General features: G+C 36.4%; 21 protein-coding genes. 19 read left to right on the forward strand and 2 right to left on the reverse strand.

Features of this window, described 5'->3' with window-relative positions:
* Position 1 precedes the first annotated feature (1 nt).
* The 17 genes from rfbF (at position 2) to OQ267_RS03800 (ending at position 19721) form a co-directional block, all read left to right on the forward strand.
* Positions 2-778, forward strand: a complete 777-nt coding sequence (gene rfbF, locus OQ267_RS03720; protein WP_265834941.1) for a glucose-1-phosphate cytidylyltransferase — start codon at positions 2-4, stop codon at positions 776-778.
* Entirely contained in the window at positions 726-1859 is a 1134-nt protein-coding gene (gene rfbG, locus OQ267_RS03725) for a CDP-glucose 4,6-dehydratase (protein ID WP_265834942.1), read from the forward strand. Before rfbF ends, rfbG begins: the two co-directional genes overlap by 53 nt.
* The gene (locus OQ267_RS03730; RefSeq protein WP_265834943.1) at positions 1852-2763 is read left to right on the forward strand and encodes an NAD-dependent epimerase/dehydratase family protein; all 912 of its coding nucleotides are present in this window, start codon (positions 1852-1854) and stop codon (positions 2761-2763) included. Before rfbG ends, OQ267_RS03730 begins: the two co-directional genes overlap by 8 nt.
* 7 nt (positions 2764-2770) lie before the next feature.
* Entirely contained in the window at positions 2771-4489 is a 1719-nt protein-coding gene (locus tag OQ267_RS03735; protein ID WP_265834944.1) for a thiamine pyrophosphate-binding protein, read from the forward strand.
* A 39-nt stretch (positions 4490-4528) separates the two neighbouring features.
* Entirely contained in the window at positions 4529-5830 is a 1302-nt protein-coding gene (rfbH, locus tag OQ267_RS03740) for a lipopolysaccharide biosynthesis protein RfbH (RefSeq protein WP_265834945.1), read from the forward strand.
* A gap of 67 nt (positions 5831-5897) precedes the next feature.
* On the forward strand, positions 5898-6800 hold the full coding sequence (locus OQ267_RS03745; protein ID WP_265834946.1) for an NAD-dependent epimerase/dehydratase family protein: 903 nt from the start codon (positions 5898-5900) through the stop codon (positions 6798-6800).
* A 91-nt stretch (positions 6801-6891) separates the two neighbouring features.
* Entirely contained in the window at positions 6892-7905 is a 1014-nt protein-coding gene (locus OQ267_RS03750) for a glycosyltransferase family 2 protein (protein WP_265834947.1), read from the forward strand.
* Between the two features lie 108 nt (positions 7906-8013).
* Complete coding sequence (locus tag OQ267_RS03755) at positions 8014-8946, forward strand: glycosyltransferase family 2 protein (protein WP_265834948.1); 933 nt, start codon at positions 8014-8016, stop codon at positions 8944-8946.
* Entirely contained in the window at positions 8946-10436 is a 1491-nt protein-coding gene (locus tag OQ267_RS03760; RefSeq protein WP_265834949.1) for an oligosaccharide flippase family protein, read from the forward strand. Before OQ267_RS03755 ends, OQ267_RS03760 begins: the two co-directional genes overlap by 1 nt.
* Positions 10437-10441: 5 nt before the next feature.
* Positions 10442-11065: a DapH/DapD/GlmU-related protein gene (locus OQ267_RS03765; RefSeq protein WP_265834950.1), complete on the forward strand. Its 624-nt coding sequence runs from the start codon at positions 10442-10444 to the stop codon at positions 11063-11065.
* Positions 11066-11067: 2 nt separating this feature from the next.
* Positions 11068-12342: a hypothetical protein gene (locus tag OQ267_RS03770; protein ID WP_265834951.1), complete on the forward strand. Its 1275-nt coding sequence runs from the start codon at positions 11068-11070 to the stop codon at positions 12340-12342.
* 23 nt (positions 12343-12365) lie between these two features.
* Positions 12366-13706 carry an O-antigen polymerase gene (locus OQ267_RS03775; RefSeq protein ID WP_265834952.1) on the forward strand — a complete coding sequence of 447 codons (1341 nt, stop codon included), beginning with the start codon at positions 12366-12368 and terminating at the stop codon, positions 13704-13706.
* An 86-nt stretch (positions 13707-13792) separates the two neighbouring features.
* Positions 13793-14884 (forward strand): glycosyltransferase family 4 protein, encoded by a 1092-nt coding sequence (locus OQ267_RS03780; protein WP_265834953.1) that lies wholly within the window; start codon positions 13793-13795, stop codon positions 14882-14884.
* 10 nt (positions 14885-14894) lie between these two features.
* Positions 14895-16001, forward strand: coding sequence for a glycosyltransferase (locus OQ267_RS03785; protein WP_265834954.1), 1107 nt, complete (start codon positions 14895-14897; stop codon positions 15999-16001).
* Positions 16002-16007: 6 nt separating this feature from the next.
* Positions 16008-16982, forward strand: coding sequence for an NAD-dependent epimerase/dehydratase family protein (locus tag OQ267_RS03790; protein ID WP_265834955.1), 975 nt, complete (start codon positions 16008-16010; stop codon positions 16980-16982).
* A 7-nt stretch (positions 16983-16989) separates the two neighbouring features.
* Entirely contained in the window at positions 16990-18081 is a 1092-nt protein-coding gene (locus OQ267_RS03795; RefSeq protein WP_265834956.1) for a mannose-1-phosphate guanylyltransferase, read from the forward strand.
* A 248-nt stretch (positions 18082-18329) separates the two neighbouring features.
* On the forward strand, positions 18330-19721 hold the full coding sequence (locus OQ267_RS03800; RefSeq protein ID WP_265834957.1) for an undecaprenyl-phosphate glucose phosphotransferase: 1392 nt from the start codon (positions 18330-18332) through the stop codon (positions 19719-19721).
* Between the two features lie 87 nt (positions 19722-19808).
* Here OQ267_RS03800 and dxs read toward each other — a convergent pair whose 3' ends face one another.
* Positions 19809-21737, reverse strand: a complete 1929-nt coding sequence (gene dxs, locus OQ267_RS03805) for a 1-deoxy-D-xylulose-5-phosphate synthase (RefSeq protein WP_265834958.1) — start codon at positions 21735-21737, stop codon at positions 19809-19811.
* A 162-nt stretch (positions 21738-21899) separates the two neighbouring features.
* Here dxs and OQ267_RS03810 point away from each other — a divergent pair, with 162 nt between their 5' ends.
* Together OQ267_RS03810 and glyA are read left to right on the forward strand one after the other, a co-directional pair.
* Positions 21900-22634 (forward strand): segregation and condensation protein A, encoded by a 735-nt coding sequence (locus tag OQ267_RS03810; protein WP_265834959.1) that lies wholly within the window; start codon positions 21900-21902, stop codon positions 22632-22634.
* Positions 22635-22958: 324 nt separating this feature from the next.
* On the forward strand, positions 22959-24230 hold the full coding sequence (glyA, locus tag OQ267_RS03815; protein WP_088300998.1) for a serine hydroxymethyltransferase: 1272 nt from the start codon (positions 22959-22961) through the stop codon (positions 24228-24230).
* A 347-nt stretch (positions 24231-24577) separates the two neighbouring features.
* On the opposite strand, the gene OQ267_RS03820 is transcribed toward glyA, so the two are convergent.
* On the reverse strand, positions 24578-25276 hold the full coding sequence (locus tag OQ267_RS03820) for a ComF family protein (RefSeq protein WP_265834960.1): 699 nt from the start codon (positions 25274-25276) through the stop codon (positions 24578-24580).
* Positions 25277-25652: the final 376 nt, after the last annotated feature.

Consider the following 25652-nt stretch of genomic DNA (forward strand, 5'->3'; position numbering starts at 1 on the left):
TATGAAGGTTGTAATACTTGCAGGTGGCTTAGGCACCAGGCTGATGGAAGAAACGGAAGCCAGGCCGAAACCAATGGTTGAAATTGGTGGTAAGCCGATTTTATGGCACATTATGAAGATATATGAAGCCTATGGCTACAATGATTTCGTATTGTGTTTAGGATACAAAGCGCAAAGCATTAAAGAGTATTTTTTAAATTACTATCTCTATAATTCAGATGTATCTATTGATATTGAGAAGAATAAGGTTGACGTCCATTTTTCCAATTCTGAATCTTTTAAAGTTACCTTAGTGGATACGGGTTTAACCACCAACACTGCAGGTAGAATTAAAAAAATTCAAAAATATGTGCAGGATGAAACCTTCATGCTGACCTATGGGGATGGCGTAGCTGATATCAATATTACCAATCTTGTTGACTTTCACAAAAGTCATGGTAAGTTGGCCACATTGACTAGCATTCAAACGCCCGGCCGTTTCGGCAACATCGAAATGGACGAGGATGGTTCCGTAAATCACTTCGTAGAAAAACCGCAGGGTGATGGGATGTGGATTAATGGCGGGTTTTTTGTTTTAGAGCCAGGTATTTTTAAATATTTAGATGGTGATATGGATGACATCCAGTGGGAAAATGTTCCGTTGAAAGAAATTGCAAACGATGGACAGTTGGCTGCCTATAAACACAGCGGTTTTTGGAAACCGATGGACGCCTTAAGGGATCGAATTGAATTGGAACAACTTTGGTCAACAGGTCAGGCTAAATGGAAAATCTGGTAGTATGTTGGATCAATTGAAAGAAACTTATTCCGGAAAGAAGGTTTTTCTAACCGGTCATACTGGTTTTAAGGGCTCATGGATGCTTAAAACCTTGAAATTATTAGGCGCAGAGGTAAAGGGTTATGCCTTGGCTCCCCAAACCGAAAATGATTTATATCATTTAATCGATGGTGATCAAATTTGTGAATCAGTTATCGCTGATTTGAGAGACCGTGAAGTGCTAAAAAAAGCTGTTCTTGATTTCCAGCCAGATTATATCTTCCACCTAGCGGCACAACCGCTGGTGAGGCTATCTTATGATATCCCTTCCGAGACCTTTGAAGTCAATGCCATTGGTACAGCAAACGTATTGGATGCCGTTCGATTACTTGACAAAAAGTGCTCTGTCGTCTTAATCACAACGGATAAGGTATACCACAATAACGAGTGGGATTATCCTTACAGAGAGAATGACCGTTTAGGTGGATACGATCCTTATAGTGCCAGTAAAGCATGTACGGAGCTGGTTATCGATTCTTATAAAAACTCATTCTTCAATAAGGCAAAAATTGATATTCACCAAAAAGGCATAGCCATTGGCAGAGCTGGAAACGTGATTGGTGGCGGTGACTGGTCAAAAGACCGATTAATCCCGGATATTGCCAAGGCTTTATCAAAGGATGAAGAAATAGTAGTTAGAAATCCTAAATCTGTACGTCCATGGCAACATGTTTTGGAGCCGGTTATCGCCTATTTGATATTAGGCATGAAGTTAGAAGCTGATCCGGTTAAATTTGGAGTGGCTTATAATTTCGGGCCTTATGCAACGGATGCCTTACCGGTAAGCGAAATGTTAAAGTTGGCAATTGATTGTTGGGGTAGCGGAAAGTTTAAAGTGGAGCAGCTACCAAATCAACCTCATGAAGCAGGGCTGCTCAAATTAGACATTAGCAAAGCTATAGCTGATCTTCACTGGCAACCAAAGTTGAATGCAGCTAAGGCTGTTGAAACTACAATCAGCTGGTATAAGTCATTCGTTTCTGATAAGAAATATATAGATGCATTCACTGCAAATCAAATTTTAGCATACCTAAATGCGTAGGGTATTAATAACTGGTATTACAGGTTTTTTAGGGTCGCATATAGGAGAAATATTAAATCAGAATAATATTGAGATCATTGGCTTAAAAAGAAGTACATCAGATTTATCAAGGTGTATTTCTTTTGCCGATGAGATCAAATGGATAGACCTTGATCATGCCGGTGAATGGAAACAGCAAGTAATTTTGCAATCACCTACAGAAATTATTCATTGTGCATGGATAGGAGTTGAAGCTAACGATCGAAATCAATGGTCTCTCCAGGCAAAAAATATTGAGCTTTTAGTTGATCTCTTAGAAATTACTCAAAGTTTAAATTTAAAAAAATTCATATTTCTCGGGTCTCAGGCAGAATATGGCAATATCAGCCGCAAAGTTTCAGAAGATGATGTGGTACATCCGATGAGCGCTTATGCCAGTATCAAATTGAGTTGTCTACAAATCTTGAAAACTTATTCTGAACTTAATCATATCAATTGGCTTTGGTTAAGGGTGTTTTCTGTATTTGGCGAAAAGGAAAGTGACAACTGGTTGATCCCTTCAGTTATTAACAAGATGAAAACTGGCACGGAAATGGATTTCACTGGTGGTGAACAACAATACGCTTATTTATATGCAGGCGATTTTGCAAAAATTTTATTATCAATCGTAGAACGTGAAATTAAATCTGGGATTTACAATGTTTCAGGAAATCATACGTTAACATTAAGGTCGCTGCTTAGTCAAATCAGAGATAAAGTAAACCCATCTTTTCAGCTAAATTTTGGGGCTATTCCGTATCGTCAGAACCAGTCGATGCATATCCAAGGCGATATTACCAAGCTTACTGATGAAATTGGCGTGATCGATTTTACTGATTTTAACGTAGCTTTGTCTAAAACCTTAAATTATTACCTATCTAAATAAAATTTCCATGAAGGCATCTGATTTTATTGCTAGCTTTTTGAGCAAAAAAGGAATTGAAAGTGTATTTGAACTTTCAGGAGGGATGATCACGCATATCTTAGATTCTTTAAACCAAACAACTAAAATCAAAATTGTTACGATGCACCATGAGCAGGCTGCTGCATTTGCAGCCGAAGGTTATGCACGTATCACAAATTTACCTGGAGTGGCACTGGCAACAAGCGGGCCTGGTGCAACGAACCTACTGACAGGTATTGGAAGTTGCTATTTTGATTCTACTCCAGCGGTATTTATCACCGGGCAAGTCAATACCCATGAACAGAAAGGTGATCGCGATATTCGTCAATTGGGGTTTCAGGAAACTGATATTGTTGCGATGGCTAAACCAATTACCAAAGCTTGTTATCTCGTTAACGATGCTAATGAATTGGAAGAGGTTTTTGAAAAGGCGTTTGCTTTAGCGCTTTCCGGTAGACCAGGGCCTGTACTGATTGATATACCCATGAATGTACAAAGGGCTCAAATAGAGGTATCAGATAACTATCTTAAAGAAGAGGAAGCTAATAATATCTCTCCAGAGATATTAAATGACTTAATTGCAGACATCAAATCAGCTAGGCGCCCGCTAATTCTTTCTGGTAGAGGGATTAAAGCTGCTTCTAGCCAAACTGCCTTTGATCAGTTTGTAGAAAGAGTACAGGTGCCTGTTGTGACTACTTTGTTAGGTCTTGACACGATAGCTTATCAGGATCATTTAAGAGTTGGGTTTATCGGAAGTTATGGAAATCGTTGGGCTAATATTTCCTTTGGTGAATGTGATCTACTGATTGTTTTAGGGAGTCGGTTGGATATACGACAAACAGGTGCAGATACTAAGTTTATTGAAAATAGAAAAATATATCATATTGATTGTGAACCTGGTGAGATTAATAATAGAATAAAAGGTTGTGTTCCTATTGTTGCTAATTTAACTGAGTTTTTTAATCAATTTGAAATAGCTACCCAAAATTCATCATTTAGTTTACCTGAAGCATGGATAAAAAAGATTAATGAACTAAGGTCTGAATGGCCAGATACAAATGAACTTACGCCCGAAGGTATCAATCCAAATAAGTTCATGCATGCACTGTCTAAAGCAGGTGAAAATAATAAAGTATATCTGGCTGATGTTGGCAGTCACCAAATGTGGGCTGCTCAATCTTTAGAGTTGTCAAAAGGCCAGCACTTTATGACGTCTGGAGGCATGGGGGCTATGGGCTTTTCCTTACCTGCAGGTATAGGCGCATGTGTGGCCTTGAATAATCAACCGGTTGTCGTATTGATAGGTGATGGCTGTATGCAAATCAACATCCAGGAATTACAGACAATTGTACGAAATAATCTTAAGGTAAAGATCGTAGTATTAAATAATAAAACACTTGGTATGATCAGGCAATTTCAGGATAGCTATTTTGAATCCAGATATCAATCAACCTATTGGGGATATAGCGCCCCAGATTTTAAGAAAGTTGCCATAGCCTATGGAATTGAGGCTCTAACCATTGAAAATCCAGAAGAAATTCAATCCGGTGTAGATTGGCTTTGGAACAAAGAAAATAAAGACAAACCACAACTTTTACAAGTGATGGTTGATCCCCATACCAATACCTATCCTAAGATAGCGTTCGGAAGACCCATCACCGAAATGGAACCTTTCGCAAAACCTATTGAAATGGAAGGTACTTAAGAATGTTAAAATAGATAAATACAGAACAATACAAAACATATGTTAAAGAATATCACTGATTCAAATTTAGAAACTGCATTGCGTGCAATTGCTAAGCAGAAAACAACTCAGACCATCATTCCAGGTCAAAATTATATCCCAGTTACGGGGAAAGTTTTAGATGAGGAAGATATTATGTTAGGCGTTGATGCAACATTAGATGGTTGGTTGACGGCTGGTCGTTTTGCCAGCCAATTCGAACACGAATTTGCACAATATTTTGGTGCTACGAAAGCACTTCTTGTTAATTCTGGTTCATCAGCAAATTTAGTTGCTTTTTATGCTTTGACTTCTCCAAAGTTGGGAGATCGTGCGATAAAACCGGGAGATGAAGTCATTACTGTAGCCGCTGGATTTCCGACTACGGTTAATCCAATTGTACAATTCGGTGCAATACCTGTATTTATTGATGTGGATGTTGCCTCACATAACGTGAAAGCTGATATGATCGAGGCGGCAGTATCTCCTAAAACTAAAGCCATTATGATTGCGCACTCCTTGGGTAATCCATTCGATTTGGATGAGGTGATGCGTGTAGCGAAGAAATATAACTTATGGGTAGTAGAAGATGATTGTGATTCTCTAGGCGCTACATATAAAGGAAAGAAAACTGGTACATTCGGAGATATCGCCACATTCTCGTTTTACCCGGCGCACCATATGACCATGGGTGAAGGTGGCGCTGTAATTGTAAACAATCCGGATCTTGCAAAATCAGCAGAAAGCTTTAGGGATTGGGGTAGAGATTGCTATTGTTTACCAGGTAAGGATGATACCTGTGGGTGCCGTTTTGGACAACAATTAGGGTCCTTACCTTATGGTTATGACCATAAGTATACCTATTCTCATATTGGATTTAATTTGAAGGTTACGGATATGCAGGCTGCATTTGGTGTTTCACAGTTCAAAAAGTTAGACTACTTCATCCAACGTCGTCGCGAAAACTTTGCAGCCTTATACTCCAGGATGAAAGAATTCGAAGATGTTTTCATTTTACCGGAAGCTACACCGAATTCTGATCCATCTTGGTTTGGCTTCTTATTAACATTAAGAGAAGGTGATTCAAACGATCGCCACATGTTGGTTCAACATTTAGAAGAGAAAAAGATTGGAACAAGATTATTATTCGCTGGTAACCTATTAAGACAGCCTGCTTATGCCGGTGTAGAACATCGTGTAGTTGGCGATCTAACTAATACCGATATCATCATGAATCAATCTTTTTGGTTAGGTGTTTGGCCTGGATTAAATGAATCTCACTATGATTATATTGCTGATGTTATCAGAGCTTATTTACAATAATTATCATCGTGTATTGCAAATGGATATGATCCATTGTAAACATTTATTCTACTAAACACATCACACTATGAATGTTTCTCTTATAGGAACAAATGGCTTTATGTCCAATTGTATTGGAAAATATTGTAACGAACAAGGATATTTCTTGGACGTGTATGGACGAGGAGAACCAAAAAGTCACAATTACGAACAATTTTTTAAATTGGATTTACTGTCTGATAATTTAAGAAATCAGAAGTTTGTTAATTCTGATGTTGTCATTTATGCTGCGGGGGGAGGAATACAATTCGGTCTAAAGGAAGATGTTGATGCTATTTATAAGTTAAATGTTTCTGTGCCAATAAGCATTTTTAATATTTTAAAAGATGCTGGGTTTAATGGAACCTTTATTACATTTGGATCATATTTTGAAATCGGCGAAAACATAGAAAACATTTCTTTTGCCGAGCAAGATTTAATAAGTACTCAACTATTTGCTCCTACTGATTATACAATTTCAAAAAGAACGTTAACCCGTTTTTTCAGTTCAGCACATGCCAATTTTCAATTTTACCATTTTATTTTACCAACAATTTATGGTGAAAATGAATCCAAAAATAGATTAATCCCCTATACGCTTAATTCTATTTATAATAATGTAGAAATGAAACTCACATCTGGCGGACAAGTAAGGCAATATATTTACATCTTTGATGCGATAAGTCTCCTTTTTAATTCGATTTTGGCAAATATTGAAAGTGGGATTTATAATGTTCCAGGAATAGAGGAATTTTCCGTGAAGGAACTAGTTGAATCTTTATTTAATTTGGCTGATGCGAGGGTTCCAGAAGATATTTTTGGTAAAACTGAAAGGGCTGATGTGGGTATGAAAATCTTAAAACTGAATGCAGACAAGCTTTTAAATTGCGTTAAACTTAAGTCAGAGACAAAAATAGCGGATGTATACCAGAAATACAGCTTTGATAGTTAGTTTACTAAATTTAAACTAGCATTAATCAAATAACAATTTGGAGAAGATCTCATAATTTAAAGCACAAAAAGTAATAATGCCCAATCGAACAATGATTGCTATAAATTCACCCATCGTTAGTATTTGTATACCAACCTACAATAGATCAACTAAAGTAGTTAATTTAGTAAAGGATATATTAAAATATCAAAGCGATGAGATTGAAATTATCGTAGTTGACAATTGTTCTTCTGATGACACTGAGATAAAGCTTAAGGCGATTCACGATAGTCGTCTTAAGTACTCAAGAAATGAAGAAAATATTGGAGGTACTATAAATCCTATAAAAGCACTAACTTTTGCAAATGGACATTTTGCTCTTCTTTGTTTAGATAAAGATCGTTTAGACAGTCAGTCGATTTCAACATTGATTGATAAATTGAGAAAAAATTCTACGGTTGTTTATGGCCATTGTTCAATAAATATTACAGCTTCAAGTAATGATGTCGTTTATGAGCAAGGAATAGATTCTCTTTTAAATAATGCTTATTTATCGGAACATCCATCTGGTATGTTTTATAAAGTTAGTGAATTAAAAAAGCTTTCCTTAATAAAAGATATTTTGGATAAAAAGGAGAAATTTGGATTTTACATGGATCTTTTGAACGGGGAGATGGCTATCAAAGGTAAATCATTAGTTATAAATTCTCCAATTATTCATACAGAGACGCAGGATGATTGCGCAGATGTTGTATCATTTAGTTATGATGAAAGTAATTTATTTTTTGCCCCACAACAGAGAATTATTGAATTTAATAGGTATCTGAATTCTATAAATGGATTAAAACTGTGCACCGCAGATTATTATAGGCTCATCAAGAAAGTGTTTACAAGCGGTTTAGTAGCAGCTACAATTGGTTATAAATCAATAATGGCAAATGAAAAGGTGTGTAGACATTACAATATTTCGCCACGTACTATTGGGATGAGAGAATTAATTAATAGTGGAAAATTATATTTGCATAATTTCTTTACAAAAAAAATTGCCATACCTTATGCTGGTAAACTTGCAATAGTAGCTGCTTTACCAACAAGGTTTTTATCAAAAGTGACTAAAATTTTTTAGTTCTTTTAGCATTAAATCAAACGATATGCAAAAAACTTATTCCAAAATTAAAAAAAACTCGGTTTATTTAATTAATGCACCAAATTACAACAGTCTAATTGGTAACTTATGTTAAACGAAGAGGTTAATAGAGTTTTATCCATATGCATTCCAACTAGGGGTAGAGCTGAAATATTGATGAATACTCTTACGAGTATATTTGAATCTGAAGTAGATCAAAGCTTATATGAAGTTGTTATTTACGATAGCTCAAATACGGATGAGACAGAATTATTTATTAAATCAAAATTTCAACAGTCAAACTTAATTTATATTCGTGGAGTAAATTACGGCTATTTAAATTTAATTGAAGCCCTTAAGATGGGAAATGGTGATTATCTTAAATTACATAATGATTATTCCTCTTTTAAATTAGGTTCCTTAGAGGCAATAATAGATGAAATAAAGAAAGCTACTCTGACTAAACCAGTTCTTTTATTTTCAAATGGAACGTTGGATCAAAAGGTACAAAATTTTGCTAATTTCGACTCGTTTTTATACACATTATCTTTCTATAGTACATGGAGTACAATTTTTGGCATCTGGAGGAGCGATTTTGACTTATTAAATAAGAGGAACGTCAATTCAATGTTTCCGCATACTTCATTATTGTTTGAATTTATAAATAAAGATGGATACCGAATCGTTAATCATCCACTATTTACAAATATAGAGGTCGGCAATAAAGGTGGTTATAACCTTTTTCAAGTCTTTGCTATAGTTTATCTGGATATGGTAAAAGAACTTCTTGATAGACAGTATATAGAGTTTAGAACATTTGAAAAAATTAAAAGGGATTTGTTTTATAAATTTTTGGTTCATTGGTATAGTGAAACTAAGGTTTTAAGAAACAATTATACCTTCATATTGACTGATATAAAAAAATCTATTAGAACATATTATAGTAATTTTGACTATAATTTTCTGATTTTTTTATCCTACTTGCGATCTATTTTTAGTATCGTAAAAAAAACAATAAAAAGGTTGTTTAATTTAAAGTAATGGAAAAAGACGAGTCTTATAAGCAAATAGTAAAATCTACTGGTATTGTAGGCGGCACACAAATTCTCAATATTTTAATTGGTATCGTAAGAATGAAATTTTTAGCTATTCTATTGGGGCCTTCGGGAGTAGGAATGGCGGGGATATTTCAAACAATAATAGACTTGGTACGAGATGCGACTGGATTTGGGATAAATTTCAGTGGAGTAAAAAACATTGCAGAAGTAAGTGGTAGTGATGACAAAAACAAAGTTTCTAAAACGATAACTATACTACGAAGATGGGCACTAGGAACTGGTTTACTTGGTATGGTTATCATCGTGGCTTTTAGTTCTATTTTTAGTTTGCATTCTTTTGGTAGTACAAATCAAACTCAAAGCATTATCTTCTTGTCTATTATAGTATTAACATCCTCAATATCAGCAAGTCAGGTTGCGTTGCTTCAAGGGCTTAGGAAGATAAGCCAAATGGCTCAAGCAAACTTATTTGGAACATTATTTGGGACAGCAATTAGTATGCCTCTATATTATGTTTACGGCATAAATGGAATTGTACCTGGTATGATTCTTACATCAATAGGAGCAATGGCTATTTCATGGATATATGCTAGAAAAATTAAAGTAGAAAATCTATCAATTTCTTTTATTGAGACAATAAAAGGTGGAATAGGAATGGCTAAGCTTGGCTTTTTTATAGTTGTAAATGGATTTTTAGCTACACTGTCTATGTATATTATACGATCTTTTCTTGTTAAAAAAGGTGGTATAGAAATGGTTGGTTATTTTCAAGCTGTTATGACTATTTCTACAGTGTATATGAATGTATTATTACACGCAATGCTCGCCGATTATTTTCCAAGGCTTACGCTCGTACAAAATGATAATGTAAAATCAAATAAGTTAATTAATGAGCAGCTAGAAATTACCTTACTAATTGGAACTCCTATGTTGATCGCAGTAATCATTTTCGCTCCTATTGGGATAAATATTTTGTATTCGTCTTCATTTTCAGTTGCAGTGCCAGTTCTGCGTTGGCAAATGGCTGGTTCCTTTTTTACGTTAGTTAGTTGGCCCCTTGGTGTATTATACTTGGCTAAAAATGCTGGTTGGTATGCCGTTATAACTGAGACATTTAGGCAGTGTGTTTATATAGGTCTTTTATATTTTCTTTGGAACTTTTATAAGTTCGAGAGTATAGGCATAGGGTTTTTCATTGCTAGCTTTTTAAATATGATTTTTGTGATATTGAGTTTAAAAAAGATATCTAATTTTGTATTTTCTACCGTTAACTTTAAATACATAGTTTTCTTAGGAATAAGCGTAGTTCTTACTCTATTTATAAGTTCACAATTAAATATGATATTAAGTTACATTCTTAATTGCATCTTACTTATATGTATCTTTTACTTATGCTTTATTAAATTAAACACTTTAACTGGTATTGGTTCAACAATAAGAACTAAATTTCCATTATTTAAAAGGAATAAATAAGTTATATGAAATCAATTCTAAGGGTATTTGGCGTATTTATTTCTTATATTTTCCCATTTAAACTTCTTAGAAGTTTAAAGTCATGTCGAACGTATTTATATTCTGGGTATATTAGAAATTCATTTCAAAAAATTGGACAAAATTCTTATATTGAATACCCTATGACCTTAATTGGTGGTAATTGTATGAATATTGGAAGCAATTTTTATGTAAATGAAAGGTTAAGAATAGAGGCTCATACCGAACATAATTTTAATCACTACTCACCAAAAATTTTGATTGGAAATAATGTAGCAATTAATTCGGATTGTCACCTTGCGTGTATTAATCAAATTTCTATAGGGAATGACGTATTAATTGCCAGTAAAGTATTTATAACCGATCATTTTCATGGGAGAGCAGATCTAAATTCGTTAGAGTTGCCACCCAATTCGAGACCTTTAGTTAGCCCAGGGCCGGTTTCAATAGGTAATAGTGTATGGATTGGCGAAAATGTGGCCATCATGCCAAATGTTAATATTGGAAATAATTGTATTGTAGGTGCTAATTCTGTAGTAACTAAGTCATTTCCAGAAAATTCAGTGATAGCCGGTGTACCGGCAAAATTAATAAGAGAATTAAAAAAATAAATATGAATGCAATATTTACTATAGTTGCCAAAAACTATTTCGGTTTTGCCAAGGCACTATATGTTTCAATAAAAAAACAAAATCCAGAAGTTGATTTTTATGTTTTGATTTCAGATGAGTTTGATAAAGAAGAAGATTTTATTAATGAAGAATTTACCGTTTTGCAGGCTAAGGACATCGAGATCCCAAACTTCTATGAATTAGCCTTTAAGTACAATATTACGGAACATTCGACAGCTATAAAACCATTCTTTTTTACTTATCTGTTTAATAAAGGTTATGATAATGTCATATATTTTGATCCTGATATTTACGTTTATTCTGATTTAAATCAAATTTTCAATAAACTAGAGGCGCATGATATTATTTTAACACCACATTTTGTAACTGCTGAAAATATATCTACTGCAAATGCTCCTGAAACCTTAACATTATTTGCAGGAATATATAATTTGGGTTTTACCGCAATAAAAAATTCTAAAATTGGACAGGAAATAGCTATCTGGTGGTCCGCGCGTTTATCAAAATATTGTTTTGTAGATAAATATGATGCATTACATGTAGATCAAAAATGGATGGATTTTGTTCCGGCTCTTTTTGGTAATTCAGTTCTTATTATGAGGGAGTTAGGTTGGAATATTGCATATTGGAATATTCATGAAAGGAAAGTAATAATAGATGGTAAAGATATTTGTATTGGTAACAGACTCGTAGATGGTGGTAAGGATAATTTAGTGTTTATCCATTTTTCAGGATTTAATCCGGATAATATTTTTCAAAATAAGCAATGCCCAAGTTTAGATCTTAACCAGTATGCAGATTTTATTCCATATTTTGAGCGTTATGCAGCTTTCTTACAAGAAAATAATTTTAACATGTATTTTCATAAAACATATTCTTATGGCTCATTTGAAAACGGTGTCAACATAAATATTTTTCAGAGAAGACTTTATAGACGATTTATTGACGAGGGTGGCTTTATAGAAAAGCCTTTCGCAGTTGGTAAAAATTCATTTTATGAAAAACTGAGTAGAAGTGGTCTTTTAAGCTTGTCAGATACGAGTGTTGATAAATTAAATGAAAGGAACTTTGATGGTTTGGATAAAAAGATTAAACTACTAAATAAGATGATGAAAATCTTAAAGAAGACGTTAGGATTTGATAAATACGTTCTTTTATTAAAGTTTTCTCAACGATATTTTAGACCTGAAAATCAAGTTTTTCTGATTGATGAACTTAAGGACTTGAAGTTTATTAATGAAAATGTTAAAAGATAATTTAAAAACTTAACAAAATAAAATTGGATACAATTGAGTTATTTAATGGTGGAGTAAGGTTTAATAAATATCTTATATTAGTAGATTTCATTCTGATCATACATTTTATTTATGATTGGTATTTGATTTATAAAAAGACTGGAAGAACTTTAGATTATTGGACATTAACGATGAGCCTTACCTATTTTCTTCCTTTCCTAATCATGTATCCTTTTGCATCGTCAGTATACAATGTCGTGTCTGTCGGCGGGAATGTTTCAATTATACAGGACGTTATAGATACAGCTTATATAATATTTATGATAGGTTATATTTCTATGTATCTAGGGCGGTACCTCTATATTAGAAACCGGACAAATACAGCCATTTATAAGGTTTTGATAAATCCAGTTAAACAAACTTTAACGAAAAGTTTCATCACTGCTGTTAAAAGCTCTCTTATTTCTAGGATACTTTGCATATTATATTTCATAGGATTATTGGCAATTTTAGCATCAGGTCTTGGTGATGGAAGTTCTGATATTCGTGCTGTTTTTCAGGCAAACCCAGCAATTAGAGCAATATATAACTTTGTATTAATTTTGAGTTCTATCGTATCTCTTATTCTTATTGCAAGGGTTTTTCAATATCGCTATTTTATAGATAAAGTTTTGTTATTCCTATTTTTTATAATAACACTATTTATTGGTGCCAGAGCTTTTTTGGCCCAACCGTTAATCTACTTATTTGGATTTTATGTATTCTATAATAAGATGGGTAAAATCAATTTAATTAAAATTGGGATAATTGGTTTTTCAGGCTTATTTTTAGGAATGGGCTTGAGTTTGTTCAGATCTGGTGATTTAAGTCTAAAAGGAGCTTTGAGTGGTTTTGGAGAGCAAATATTCTATGGGAATTCTTATTCAGATCTAAGGGATTTCGCATGGGTTTATGCCTATTGGGACAAAAGCTTACTTTTCGGCAAAACATATTTAGCCGCCTTTATGTCTTTTATACCGAGCTACTTTTCTGATTATCGAACCCAGTGGGCTGCCGGAAAATTCACTGCAGTTACAGTTGGTTTCGATCCAATCATTCATCCTGGTCTGAGACCGGGGATATTTGGTGAAAGTTTTTTCAATTTCGGCTATCTTGGCGTCGTATTTCTTGGAACGATACTTGGTTATGCATATAAGTTTATAGATGATTCGATAAAGATTTCGTCAAAAATTCCAAATAAGGTTTTCGGTATTTCTTCGATAGTTTCCACTCTTTTTATTGCTAACTTAACAATTACTTCTGGATTTTTTGCACTCTACGTTTTTCTTGTCGTTCTAGTTTTAGTAAAACTTTTTTCAAAGGCATTGAAACTGTTCAGTAGATAAATATACGAATCCCGTGTTATTCATTAAATATGATGTGGATGGAGTTTATTTAATAAATTTTGCAGCGTATTAATCAAGGTAAGTTCATGAGTCAAAAAAAAAATATTAGGTTATTAATTGATGCTAGGATGCTATATAGTTCTGGGATCGGTATTTATCTACAAGAGTTATTAAACTATCTTAAAAATATCGAAGGAGTTCATTGTTTAATTAGAGAAGAAGATGATGTTTTTTTTACGATAAGAGATATACCTTTTACTATTTTTAATGAAAGCATCTATTCTATTCGAGAACAGCTTAATTATCCATTCAAATTACCGAAGGCAGATATTTTTTGGTCGCCGCATTACAATACACCGATACTCCCAATTAGATGTAAAAAAAGGGTCGTTACCATTCATGATGTTTATCATCTAACTGATGTTGGGCAAATTAACTTAAAACAGAAAATTTATGCTAATTTGTTAATGCAAAATTCTATTAGACGAAGTAATCAAATAATTACTGTCTCCGAATTTTCTAAAAATGAAATTATTCGTCATACTGGATGTAAGGCTGATAAAATATCCGTTATTCATAATGGTGTTGCTGAAATTAACACAATTGCAGATTTACCGAATAAAAAATATAACATACCTGAAAAATACTTGCTTTTTGTAGGGAATGTAAAGCCGCATAAGAATCTGATTGTACTTTGTCAGGCTTTTTTAAAGCTTCCAAACAATTTACAAGATGAGCTAAAAATTGTTATAGTTGGAAAAAAAGAAGGTTTTATTACTGGGGATATCCAACTTCTTGATCTCATTAATAATGAACCTATGTTGCAAGAAAATGTTATTTTCACAGGCTATGTAGAAGATGAAGATATGAATGCTATTTACCAAAAAGCAATGATTTTTATATTTCCTTCTTTATACGAGGGCTTTGGCTTGCCCCCTTTAGAAGCGATGCTTAACTCCACGCCTGTAATTTGTAGTGATATTCCTCCTCTAAAAGAGATATGTGATGATGCAGTTTTGTATTTCGATCCAAAAAATTCAGATGACTTAGTTACTAAAATAATTCATATGAATGATCATAATATAGCAGAAAAATATGTCCTATTAGGTAATAATAGGGCGAAAGAGTTTACATGGAAGAAGTCCTTTGATAAGCATTTAGAAGTTTTTAATTTATAATATTATAGAATTGAAAGTAGCGATAATACAAGAATGGTTGACGACCATGGGAGGATCTGAGAAAGTAGTTCAGGCTATAGCAGAGATTTATCCACAGGCAGATATATTTGCATTGGTCGCAGATAATAATTTAGTTAAGGAGTTAGGATTTGAGAATCGAAAGATTACTACTTCACTCATTCAAAAAATGCCATTTGGCTTAAAAAAGTACAAAACTTATTTACCCCTTTTTCCATTTGCGATAGAGCAATTTGATTTAAGAGAGTATGATTTAATAATTTCATCAAGCCATGCAGTTACAAAGGGGGTACTCACCAATAATGAGCAGTTACATATCACCTATTGCCATTCTCCGATTCGTTATGCATGGGATTTACATCATCAATATTTAGAAGAAGAAGGTTTAGGTTTTGGTTTAAAAGGCCTGCTTGCCAGATATTTTCTCCACAGGATTAGAATTTGGGATTTTATTTCATCTAATAGACCTGATTATTATATAAGTAATTCAAATTTTATTGCAAAACGTATAGCAAAGGTATATCAGCAGCCTGCTACAACCATTTATCCGCCAATTGAGATTGACGACTTTAAATTAGAGATTAATAAAGAAGATTACTATGTAACTTCCTCTAGAATGGTGCCTTACAAAAAGATTGACCTGATTGTAGAAGCTTTCACTAAAATGCCAGATAGAAAATTAATTGTAATTGGTGATGGTCCTGATTTTAATAAGATTAAAGCTAAAGCAGGAAAGAATATAATTTTTACGGGCTATCTTCCGTTTAAAGCCTTGATTGAAAAATTGCAAAAAGCAAAGGCATTTGTATTTGCAGCTATTGAAGATTTTGGAATGTTACCGGTAGAAGCTCAAGCTTGCGGTACGCCTGTTATTGCCTTAGGAAAAGGAGGAAGTCTTGAAACAGTGGTGGATGGAGTAACCGGAGTACTTTTTCCATATCAAACTATTGCATCGCTTATGGAAGGTGTTTCCAGATTCGAGCAGTTAACTTTTGATCCTTTGGCTATAAGAGCGCATGCAGAAACATTTGGTAAGGAACTTTTTAAAACCAAGTTTGAAGGGTTCGTTAATGAGAAATTGGCAGATAAAGTAAATTAAAAGAAAATGAATCACATTATATTTGGAGGTTCCGGTTTCATCGGTACACACCTCAAACGTTACATTAATGAAACCTTAGCTTTACCTGATCAAGTTTATAGTTATGACATCAGGAAAAAAGTTAGTGATGGTTTTACCGAACTGGATATTAGAAAAGCTATTACCGTAAATATAACTAATGCAGCTAATAGCATTATTTATAACCTTGCGGCTGTGCATACTACTCCTGGCCATCCAGATCATGAATATTTTGAAGCCAATATTTATGGTGCTCAAAATGTTTGCGATTTTGCCAGGAAAAACAATATTGAAACGATTGTTTTTACCAGTTCTATTGCGCCTTATGGTGCATCAGAAGAATATAAAACGGAAGATACCTTACCTATGCCTAACACACCGTATGGTATATCTAAACTCACCGCAGAATACATTCATAAATTGTGGCAGGCTGAAGATCCAGACAATAGGAAATTGATTATTGTACGTCCTGGTGTGGTATTTGGTAAACAGGAGGGTGGGAATTTTACGAGGCTATATGAATCTATGAAAAAGGGATTCTTTTTTTATCCAGGCAGAAAAGATACCATTAAAGCTTCGGTATATGTGAAGGATGTCGTTCGGATTTTATTTGAAACAGCCCAAAAAGAATTACCAGGCGTAGTTACATTTAATTTAACGTATTTCCCGGCACCTACCATCGAGCGTATTTGTGAAACGATGGCAGAAGCTACGGGTGTAAAAGCGCCTAAAGTTCTGGTACCAGGCTGGGCGTTAAAATCGGCTGCCAGTAGTGCCTATATGGGGGGAAGGTTATTAGGGAAGAAAATAGCGGGCATCCATCCTGACCGGGTAAAAAAATTAATGATCTCAACAAATATTTCTGGTGAGAAACTCAGTAAATCACCCTATTCCCTTCAATTTAGTTTAAGAGAAGCATTGCAAGACTGGTTTGACGACTGCGATAAAAGTGGACTTTATTAATCAACGTATGAAAAGTAATAATAACCAATTTGTACTTATCATGGCCGGCGGCGTTGGCTCCCGTTTTTGGCCGAAAAGCCGTAACCATTTCCCAAAACAGTTTATTGATATCCTGGGGACCGGAGAGTCTCTGCTGCAACTGACTTATCAGCGCTTTCTAAAGATTTGCCCAAAGGAGAATATCCTGATCTTAACGAATGCAGGTTACGCAGATTTGGTGAGGGCGCAATTGCCAGCGATATTAACTGATAACATTTTATTAGAACCCAGCCGCAACAATACGGCACCTTGTATTGCATACGCGACCTATAAAATTCTGCAAAAGAATCCGGACGCGAATATCGTTGTGGCCCCTTCGGATCATTTGATTTTGAAGGAGGACGTCTTTATCGAGAAGATTAACCTGGCATTGGATTTTACGGCCGACAATGATGCCTTGTTAACGCTGGGAATTAGCCCAACCAGGCCGGATACGGGATATGGGTATATTGAGTATTTGGAGGATGAAGGCGTAGAGAAGGAGATAAAAAAAGTGGCTGCTTTTAAGGAAAAACCCGTATTGGAAAAAGCACAGGAATATGTGAACAGTGGGAATTATCTATGGAATGCAGGGATCTTTATCTGGAAAGCGGCCAACCTGCAGAAAGCATTTGAAAAATATGCTGTAGAGATTGATGCCTTATTTAAATCGGGAAATGCCTTTTACAATACGCCGGCAGAAGCGCAATTTATCCTGGATCAATACCCGGGCAGTCCGGATATATCCATTGACTATGCCATTTTGGAAAAAGCCGATAACATTTATACCATTCCGGCAGATATTGGCTGGTCTGATTTAGGTACCTGGGCGTCTTTGCATGCCATTGCCCAACAAGACGAACACCACAATGTTTGTAATTCGGAACACCTTCATTTGCATGATACACATGACTGCATGATCAACTTACCTAAGGGGAAAGCTGCAGTGATCAGGGGGCTTGACAATTTTATTGTGGTGGATGATGAACAGGTATTGCTGATCTATCCCAAATCGGCAGAACAGGAAATCAAAGGGGTCTCTAAAGAAATGGTTTCCAGGTTTGGCGATCAATATTCATAATCTTTTTACAGGAGAGCTTATCATAAAGATAGGCTCTTTTTCTACACAGCAGGCAGATAGCTCGACTAAATGATCGGTCAATCCTACTTTACATGGGAGTTCAGGTAAAAAATTGTAACTTTGCTGTGAACTAAAAATATTCGTGAACGGGTTTTAAGTTAAAACTTAACACTGAATTTATATTAGGGCATTATTTTTGCTATGGGTAAAAACATTTGTAGCACTTCATTGTTAACGCACAAATTTTTATGCAAACACGTTACCTTTACATCCTGAAATACATCTTGCCGGTCACTGACTTATTAATGGTGCTGGCCGTTTACTTCTTCTCTTATCAGTTCACCAGTTATTTAGGCAAAGTTGTTGATTCTGAATTGCAGTGGCATTACGTAGTGGTATGCAGCTTGCTTTGGATTGTTTCCACCACTTCTTTTGGCCTGTATACGGAATATGGTTCCAGACGTATTGAACGCATTTACAGGGGGACCTGGCGTAGTGTACTCTTGCATGCCATTTTATTTTCCATTTATTTATTTTTTTCTAAGCAGAATGATTTTTCCAGGTCATTTCTCGTGGTATTCTATGGTGCCTTAGGCATGCTATTCTTGGTTAATCGTTTTATCGGTACTTCTTTTCAGTTCTTGTTATTTAATCACCTCAGGGGGGTAAAGTCAGTAGCCATTATGGGAAACAATGCCACAGGGGAACAGCTGGCTTCTTATTTTGAAAAACAGAAATACATTGAATTTCATGGTTTTATTCCGGATGTACCGGAGCATTACCTGGAACGGGATGGCCGGTTAAGTGATGCGGTAGGCAAGCAGTTTGAGCTGGCGATTGAAAAGGGGATCAAAGATATTTATGTCACCATAGCACCAGAGCGGATGAGCGATATGCTGATCCTGACCCAGGAAGCAGAACGCCAGTGTGTGCGCTTAAAATTTATTCCGGATATCAGCGGGGCCTTATTGTCGCCTTATACGGTGAGTTACCTGGGAAATGAATTCCCGGTGATTTCGCTTCGTTCAGAACCTTTAGAAAAAATTCACAACCGTTTCAAAAAGCGACTGATTGATGTGGTTTTCAGCGGGCTGGTGATTTTGTTTGTGTTGAGCTGGTTATATCCCATTATTGCACTGTTGATTAAATTACAAAGTAAAGGACCGGTATTGTTTAAGCAACTGAGAAGTGGCCGGGATGATGAGCCTTTTTATTGCTTTAAATTCCGGAGCATGCGTATGAACGCAGACAGTGATAAAAAACAGGCCAGTAAAAATGATGACCGCATCACGCCCATTGGTAAGTTCTTAAGGAAATCAAGCCTGGATGAGTTGCCACAGTTTTTTAACGTATTTATGGGGCATATGAGTGTGGTTGGTCCACGCCCGCATATGTTAAGCCATACAGAGCAGTACAAAGGTATTGTTGACCAGTTTATGGTACGCCATTTTCTAAAACCGGGGATCACGGGATGGGCGCAGGTCAATGGTTACCGTGGCGAAACCAAAGAGGATTATAAAATGGTTAAAAGGGTAGAGCACGATATCTGGTACCTGGAACACTGGACGGCCGCACTGGATGTCAGGATCATTTTCATGACCGTGATTAACATGGTGAAGGGAGAAGAAAACGCTTTTTAATCTATAAAGATGTCAAAATATAAAAAAAGCTCGGTGTTGTAACAACCCGAGCTTTTTTATATTATTCATATCACCGGAATTTGTCTTTTATCCCGCCATCGTATTCGTGGTTCTTTTTACAGCAACCTTTCTTACGGCCTGAATAATGGCTTCTTTATCGTAACCACATTCTGCCCATAATTCAGGTTGTTCGCCATGATCAATAAACTGATCCGGGATGCCCAGTCGAATGACAGTAGCGGTATATTGATGGTCTGCCATAAATTCTAAAATGGCCGCACCTACTCCACCCGGTAATGAACCGTCTTCCACGGTGATGATGTATTTGTATTTAGCGAAAACCTCGTGCAGCATTTGCGCATCCAGGGGTTTTACAAAGCGTAAATCGTAATGCGCAGGATAAATGCCTTCGCTGTTTAGTTCTGAACGTGCCTCAACGGCAAAATTACCCACATGCCCGATGGTTAGTAAAGCTACTTCTTCACCATCACATATTTTACGGCCTTTACCAATTTCCAAAGCTTTGAACGGGCGTTTCCAATCGGGCATGACGCCATTGCCACGCGGATAACGGATTACAAATGGCCCCATGTTTTCCTGCTGGGCAGTAAACATCAGGTTGCGCAATTCTTCTTCATTCATCGGGGATGAAATCACCAGATTGGGGATGCAACGCATATAAGCGATATCATAAGCACCATGATGCGTGGCACCATCTGCGCCGGCTAAGCCCGCCCGGTCCAGGCAAAAGACCACATTCAGTTTCTGAATGGCCACATCATGAATCACCTGGTCATAGGCCCTTTGCATAAAGCTGGAGTAGATATTACAGAAAGGAACCAATCCCTGGGTAGCTAAACCTGCAGAGAAAGTGACGGCATGCTGTTCGGCAATGCCCACATCAAAAGCCCTTTTGGGCATGGCCTTCATCATGATGTTTAAGGAAGAGCCGGATGGCATAGCTGGTGTAATGCCCACAATTTTATCATTCGCCCCGGCCAGTTCAACCATGGTATGGCCAAATACATCCTGGTATTTTGGAGGCTGTGGTTTATCTGGTATGCTTTTTTTAATTTCGCCCGTAATTTTATCAAACAGGCCTGGTGCATGCCAGATGGTCTGGTCTTTTTCAGCCAGGGCAAAGCCCTTACCTTTTACGGTAATGCAATGCAATAATTTAGGGCCCGGAATGGCCGATAAATCTTTGATGGTTTGTGCTAAACGCGTAACATCATGCCCGTCAACCGGACCAAAGTACCGGAAGTTTAAAGCTTCAAACAGATTGCTTTGTTTCAGCAATGTTCCTTTGATGCTTTTTTCAATTTTCTTTACGTATTTATGTGCATTGGGACCAAGCTTGGATAGGCCGGCGAGCACATTTGAAATATCGTCGCGAAAACGGTTATAAGATTTAGAAATGGTGATGCTGGTTAAATACTCTTTCAATGCGCCAACGTTGGGATCGATAGACATACAGTTGTCGTTTAAAATCACCAGTACATTGCTGTTTTCAATTCCGGCATGGTTTAAACCTTCAAAGGCCAAGCCGGCCGTCATGGCGCCATCACCAATCACCGCAACATGCTGCCGGTCGGTTTCCCCTTTTAGCTGTGAAGCAACAGCCATGCCTAAAGCGGCAGAAATAGAGGTAGAAGAGTGGCCAACACCAAAAGTATCATATTCACTTTCGGTAATTTTCGGGAAGCCGCTAATGCCTTTGTAAATTCTGTTGGTATGAAACAACTCCCGGCGGCCGGTCAGGATTTTATGTCCGTAAGCCTGGTGTCCAACATCCCATACCAGCTTGTCATAAGGGGTATTTAAGGCATAGTGCAGGGCTACTGTTAATTCAACAACACCTAAGCTGGAACCAAAGTGCCCGCCATTTACGCTTACCACGTCAATAATATACTGACGTAATTCCTGGCTGATTTGTTCTAAGTCAGACTCACCATACTGCTTTAAATCAGCAGGATAGTTAATTTTAGATAATAGGGGGCCAGCTTTAACTTGCATTCAATTTTTTTAGTAAAAACAAGATACAAAGTAAGGTATTTTTGTTCTAATATTCATGTAAAAAATCAATCAATGCACTGAAAGCCAGATCAGCTTATTTTCAAAAACATGAAATACAGGGCTAAAGCTTTCATATAAAAATCATTATGTTTGTTTTTACAAATGCAATCTGAGATTTTTGAAATAAAACTTCCGGTATTCGAAGGTCCCTTCGATCTGTTATTATTCTTTATCGAACGGGATGAATTGAACATCCAGGATGTGGAGATTGCAAAGATCACCAACGACTTTCTGGCTTATATCCATCAGCTGCTTGCCGTAAATGTAGAAGTGGCCAGTGAGTTTATTCTGGTGGCAGCCACCCTGATGCGCATTAAATCCAGGATGTTATTGCCCAGGATGGATTTGAATGAATCGGGAGCGGAAATGAATCCTGAAGAAGATCTGATTGCACGATTGATTGCCTATAAGCAATTTAAATCTGCTGCGGAAGAAATGAAGCTTTTGGAAGATGCACGGATGAAACAGGAACGCAGGGGAAATATTGAGTATGACCTGCACCTTGCGGCAGAAAATGCTGCCCATCAGGATGAATTGTTATCACTCGATCTGTATAAATTGCTTACGGTATATCAGCGGCAGATGCAAAAATATGAGCTGCGTAGTGAAGAGGTTAAACATACAGTGGTACAGTATCCCTATACCATTGAACAGCAGAAACATTTTATGGCCAATTTATTAAACATCAATGAGCAAATCGATTTTGCCCTGGTGTTAAAGCATTCAGAAAATAAAGTTCATTTTGTTTATAATTTCCTGGCTATTCTGGAAATGCTGCAGCAACAACTCGTTGAGATTACGATAGGAAGTGGTTTTAATAATTTTAGCATCAGGTAAAAGGAAAGAGGCAATAGGATTTAGAAATCACATAGCAAGACACAATCTGGCATGTGTTTTTAAGGATCGTTATGCTTTGTTTTACTGATGACGACAAGATGTTAATCAAAACCCTGTTTTTCCTGGGTACCTGCCTCTATTTTCTCGGTGGTAACTTTTTATGTCTATCGGCATTAGTACTACGTGCTGGCATGCTGCATGGGCAATTCTGTTTATTTTACTGTTTTTTTCGGTTAAGCATTTATCCCTTAATTATCTCATATTCATCTCTGCGTTAAGGATTAATTTCTTACTTTTGCAAAAAAAAACAGAAACCTATACAGGATGACACGCGACACCAAAATCTTTGAACTTATTGATAAGGAATTAAACCGCCAGGAACATGGTTTAGAACTTATTGCATCAGAAAACTTTGTGAGCAAGCAGGTAATGGAAGCTGCTGGTTCAGTACTCACCAATAAATATGCGGAAGGCCTGCCGGGGAAACGCTATTATGGCGGTTGCCAGGTGGTTGATGTAGTGGAGCAAATCGCGATCGATAGGGCAAAAGAATTGTTTGGTGCAGCATGGGTTAACGTTCAGCCACACTCAGGTGCACAGGCCAATGCAGCAGTAATGCTGGCTGTTTTGCAGGCAGGTGATAAAATTTTAGGTTTCGATCTGTCTCATGGAGGACATTTAACTCATGGTTCGCCTGTGAATTTCTCCGGTAAACTTTATCAGCCATTATTTTATGGTGTAGAAAAAGAGACCGGGTTAATCGATTATAAAAAATTAGAGGAAGTGGCCTTAGCTGAAAAGCCGAAATTGATTATTTGTGGCGCTTCTGCTTATTCTCGTGAATGGGATTATGCTTTCATCCGTTCGGTTGCTGATCAAATTGGGGCCCTGGTGTTGGCAGATATTTCTCATCCTGCTGGCTTAATTGCTAAAGGTTTATTGGCAAACCCACTGCCGCATTGTCATATTGTAACCACAACTACCCACAAAACATTACGTGGCCCTCGTGGTGGAATGATTATGATGGGTAAAGATTTCGAAAACCCATGGGGATTAAAAACACCAAAGGGCGAAACCCGCATGATGAGCAATTTGCTGGACATGGCCGTTTTCCCAGGTACACAAGGTGGGCCTTTAGAGCACATCATCGCAGCAAAGGCCATTGCATTTGGTGAGGCTTTGACTGATGAGTACGGGGCTTATATTAAACAGGTAGCAGCCAATGCGCAGGCCATGGCCAAAGCTTTTGTGGCTAAAGGTTATGGAATTATTTCTGGAGGTACCGATAACCACCTGATGTTAATCGATCTCAGAAATAAAAATATCACAGGTAAAGTTGCGGAAAACGCTTTAGAAAAAGCGGAAATCACGGTTAATAAAAACATGGTTCCCTTCGATGATAAATCTCCGTTTGTCACTTCAGGTATTCGCGTAGGTACAGCTGCGATCACTACCCGTGGCTTAAAAGAAGCTGAAATGGAAAAAATAGTAGATTTAATCGATCAGGTTTTAACTAACCCGGAAGATGCGTCTAATTTAAATGCGGTAAAGGAAGAAGTGATTAAATTGGTGAGTGCATTCCCGCTATATAAATAGGATAAGAATAAAGATTTTAAAATAAAAAGCGCTTTGCATTTACTTGTAAAGCGCTTTTTATTTAAAAGGATTTGGATAACCTGATTATGCTTGGCAATGGTCTTCTGAAAATTAGCGAAAAAGTAAAGGGCCGATATCCTAAAAGAAGTATCGACCCTTACCATCTAAATTAACGCTCTCAAATATATAAACGCAATTACAGGCTAAATGGTTTTAAAAAAAATAAAAAAGTTTATCTTTTTATGATTTAGCCTATTCATATCCCTTTAATCAGGTATTAATGGTTTGTATAATTATCTGATTAAGATGTACTTACCTTTAATCACTCATATATATAGATAATTAAATTATTCAGCAAAAGCTATCGCCGCAATACTGATCTTTAGTGCGCCCTTATGAATTAAAGCATTTGCACAGGATTCTAAAGTAGCCCCGGTCGTGATCACATCGTCTACCAGTAAGATATGTTTACCCCTTATGGGTTCCTGCTCAGCAACTTTAAAAACAGCTTTCATATTTTCATACCTGCTGAAGCGGTTTTTCCTGGTCTGACTTTCTGAAGAAACAACGCGGACTAAAATCTGTTCATTCAGCGGAATGTTCATGGCTTGTGCGATCCCTGCTGCAATGAAATGGCTCTGGTTATAGCCTCTGGATCTTAATTTACGCTGATGCAGCGGAACAGGAACGATATAGTCAATATCTGCATAAGACGAACTTAAATTAAGTCTTTCTCCGATCATATTGCCCAGTAATATACCGACATCAGTTTTTTTATTGTACTTTAAGTTGTGAATCAGCCGTTGTACTTTTGCGCCTTTTCTGAAATATAACAAAGCCATGGCTGCGTGTATGGGCACTCTCCCCCACAATTGTTTCATTACCCTGTTTTCCTGGTATACATGATAATCGGTAAAGGGAAGGTCATACAGGCATTTGGTGCAAATCAGTTGCTCATTATGAAACAAACTTGTGCCGCAGGCATTACAAAGATTTGGGAACAGCAGGCTGATTAAGTCTCTTCCCCAGTGTGAGATCATTTGCATATCCCTAATTTATAAATTTATAGCGATAAGTTGTATGGGGGGGGGTGTTATTTAATGATAAGCCTTATGAGCCATTATTGATTACAGTATCCTTTATTATATTTTGCTCTTATTAATAGGATATCAAATCTTCCTTTAATAATCACCATTACCGTCTCTATGTTCTCTATGCCTCTATGGTTAAACATAACTTAATCTGGTCTTTTTCCTGAAAACCGCCCCTGCAAACACTCCTGATTTAAAAATGTTTTATTTATTTTAATTTTTTATGGATGATTTACAGCGGGTTATGTTTTTAGGGGAATGAAAGGGTTGGGATGGGTTTGCGGGGGTATGATTTTTTGCTACCTTTGCATCCCGCTTCGGAGGAAAGGGC

Source organism: Pedobacter sp. MR22-3 (assembly GCF_026240075.1).
In the GTDB taxonomy this organism is placed as follows: domain Bacteria; phylum Bacteroidota; class Bacteroidia; order Sphingobacteriales; family Sphingobacteriaceae; genus Pedobacter.

What these genes read in the sequence shown, in the direction of transcription:
- glyA (WP_088300998.1), top strand. Translation starts at nt 22,959, where the DNA reads ATGACACGCGACACCAAAATCTTTGAACTTATTGATAAGGAATTAAAC.
- OQ267_RS03760 (WP_265834949.1), top strand. Translation starts at nt 8,946, where the DNA reads ATGGAAAAAGACGAGTCTTATAAGCAAATAGTAAAATCTACTGGTATT.
- OQ267_RS03770 (WP_265834951.1), top strand. Translation starts at nt 11,068, where the DNA reads ATGAATGCAATATTTACTATAGTTGCCAAAAACTATTTCGGTTTTGCC.
- OQ267_RS03790 (WP_265834955.1), top strand. Translation starts at nt 16,008, where the DNA reads ATGAATCACATTATATTTGGAGGTTCCGGTTTCATCGGTACACACCTC.
- OQ267_RS03810 (WP_265834959.1), top strand. Translation starts at nt 21,900, where the DNA reads ATGCAATCTGAGATTTTTGAAATAAAACTTCCGGTATTCGAAGGTCCC.
- OQ267_RS03780 (WP_265834953.1), top strand. Translation starts at nt 13,793, where the DNA reads ATGAGTCAAAAAAAAAATATTAGGTTATTAATTGATGCTAGGATGCTA.
- dxs (WP_265834958.1), bottom strand. Translation starts at nt 21,737, where the DNA reads ATGCAAGTTAAAGCTGGCCCCCTATTATCTAAAATTAACTATCCTGCT.
- OQ267_RS03735 (WP_265834944.1), top strand. Translation starts at nt 2,771, where the DNA reads ATGAAGGCATCTGATTTTATTGCTAGCTTTTTGAGCAAAAAAGGAATT.
- OQ267_RS03755 (WP_265834948.1), top strand. Translation starts at nt 8,014, where the DNA reads ATGTTAAACGAAGAGGTTAATAGAGTTTTATCCATATGCATTCCAACT.
- OQ267_RS03730 (WP_265834943.1), top strand. Translation starts at nt 1,852, where the DNA reads ATGCGTAGGGTATTAATAACTGGTATTACAGGTTTTTTAGGGTCGCAT.
- rfbH (WP_265834945.1), top strand. Translation starts at nt 4,529, where the DNA reads ATGTTAAAGAATATCACTGATTCAAATTTAGAAACTGCATTGCGTGCA.
- OQ267_RS03795 (WP_265834956.1), top strand. Translation starts at nt 16,990, where the DNA reads ATGAAAAGTAATAATAACCAATTTGTACTTATCATGGCCGGCGGCGTT.
- OQ267_RS03765 (WP_265834950.1), top strand. Translation starts at nt 10,442, where the DNA reads ATGAAATCAATTCTAAGGGTATTTGGCGTATTTATTTCTTATATTTTC.
- OQ267_RS03750 (WP_265834947.1), top strand. Translation starts at nt 6,892, where the DNA reads ATGATTGCTATAAATTCACCCATCGTTAGTATTTGTATACCAACCTAC.
- OQ267_RS03745 (WP_265834946.1), top strand. Translation starts at nt 5,898, where the DNA reads ATGAATGTTTCTCTTATAGGAACAAATGGCTTTATGTCCAATTGTATT.
- rfbF (WP_265834941.1), top strand. Translation starts at nt 2, where the DNA reads ATGAAGGTTGTAATACTTGCAGGTGGCTTAGGCACCAGGCTGATGGAA.
- OQ267_RS03800 (WP_265834957.1), top strand. Translation starts at nt 18,330, where the DNA reads ATGCAAACACGTTACCTTTACATCCTGAAATACATCTTGCCGGTCACT.
- OQ267_RS03820 (WP_265834960.1), bottom strand. Translation starts at nt 25,276, where the DNA reads ATGCAAATGATCTCACACTGGGGAAGAGACTTAATCAGCCTGCTGTTC.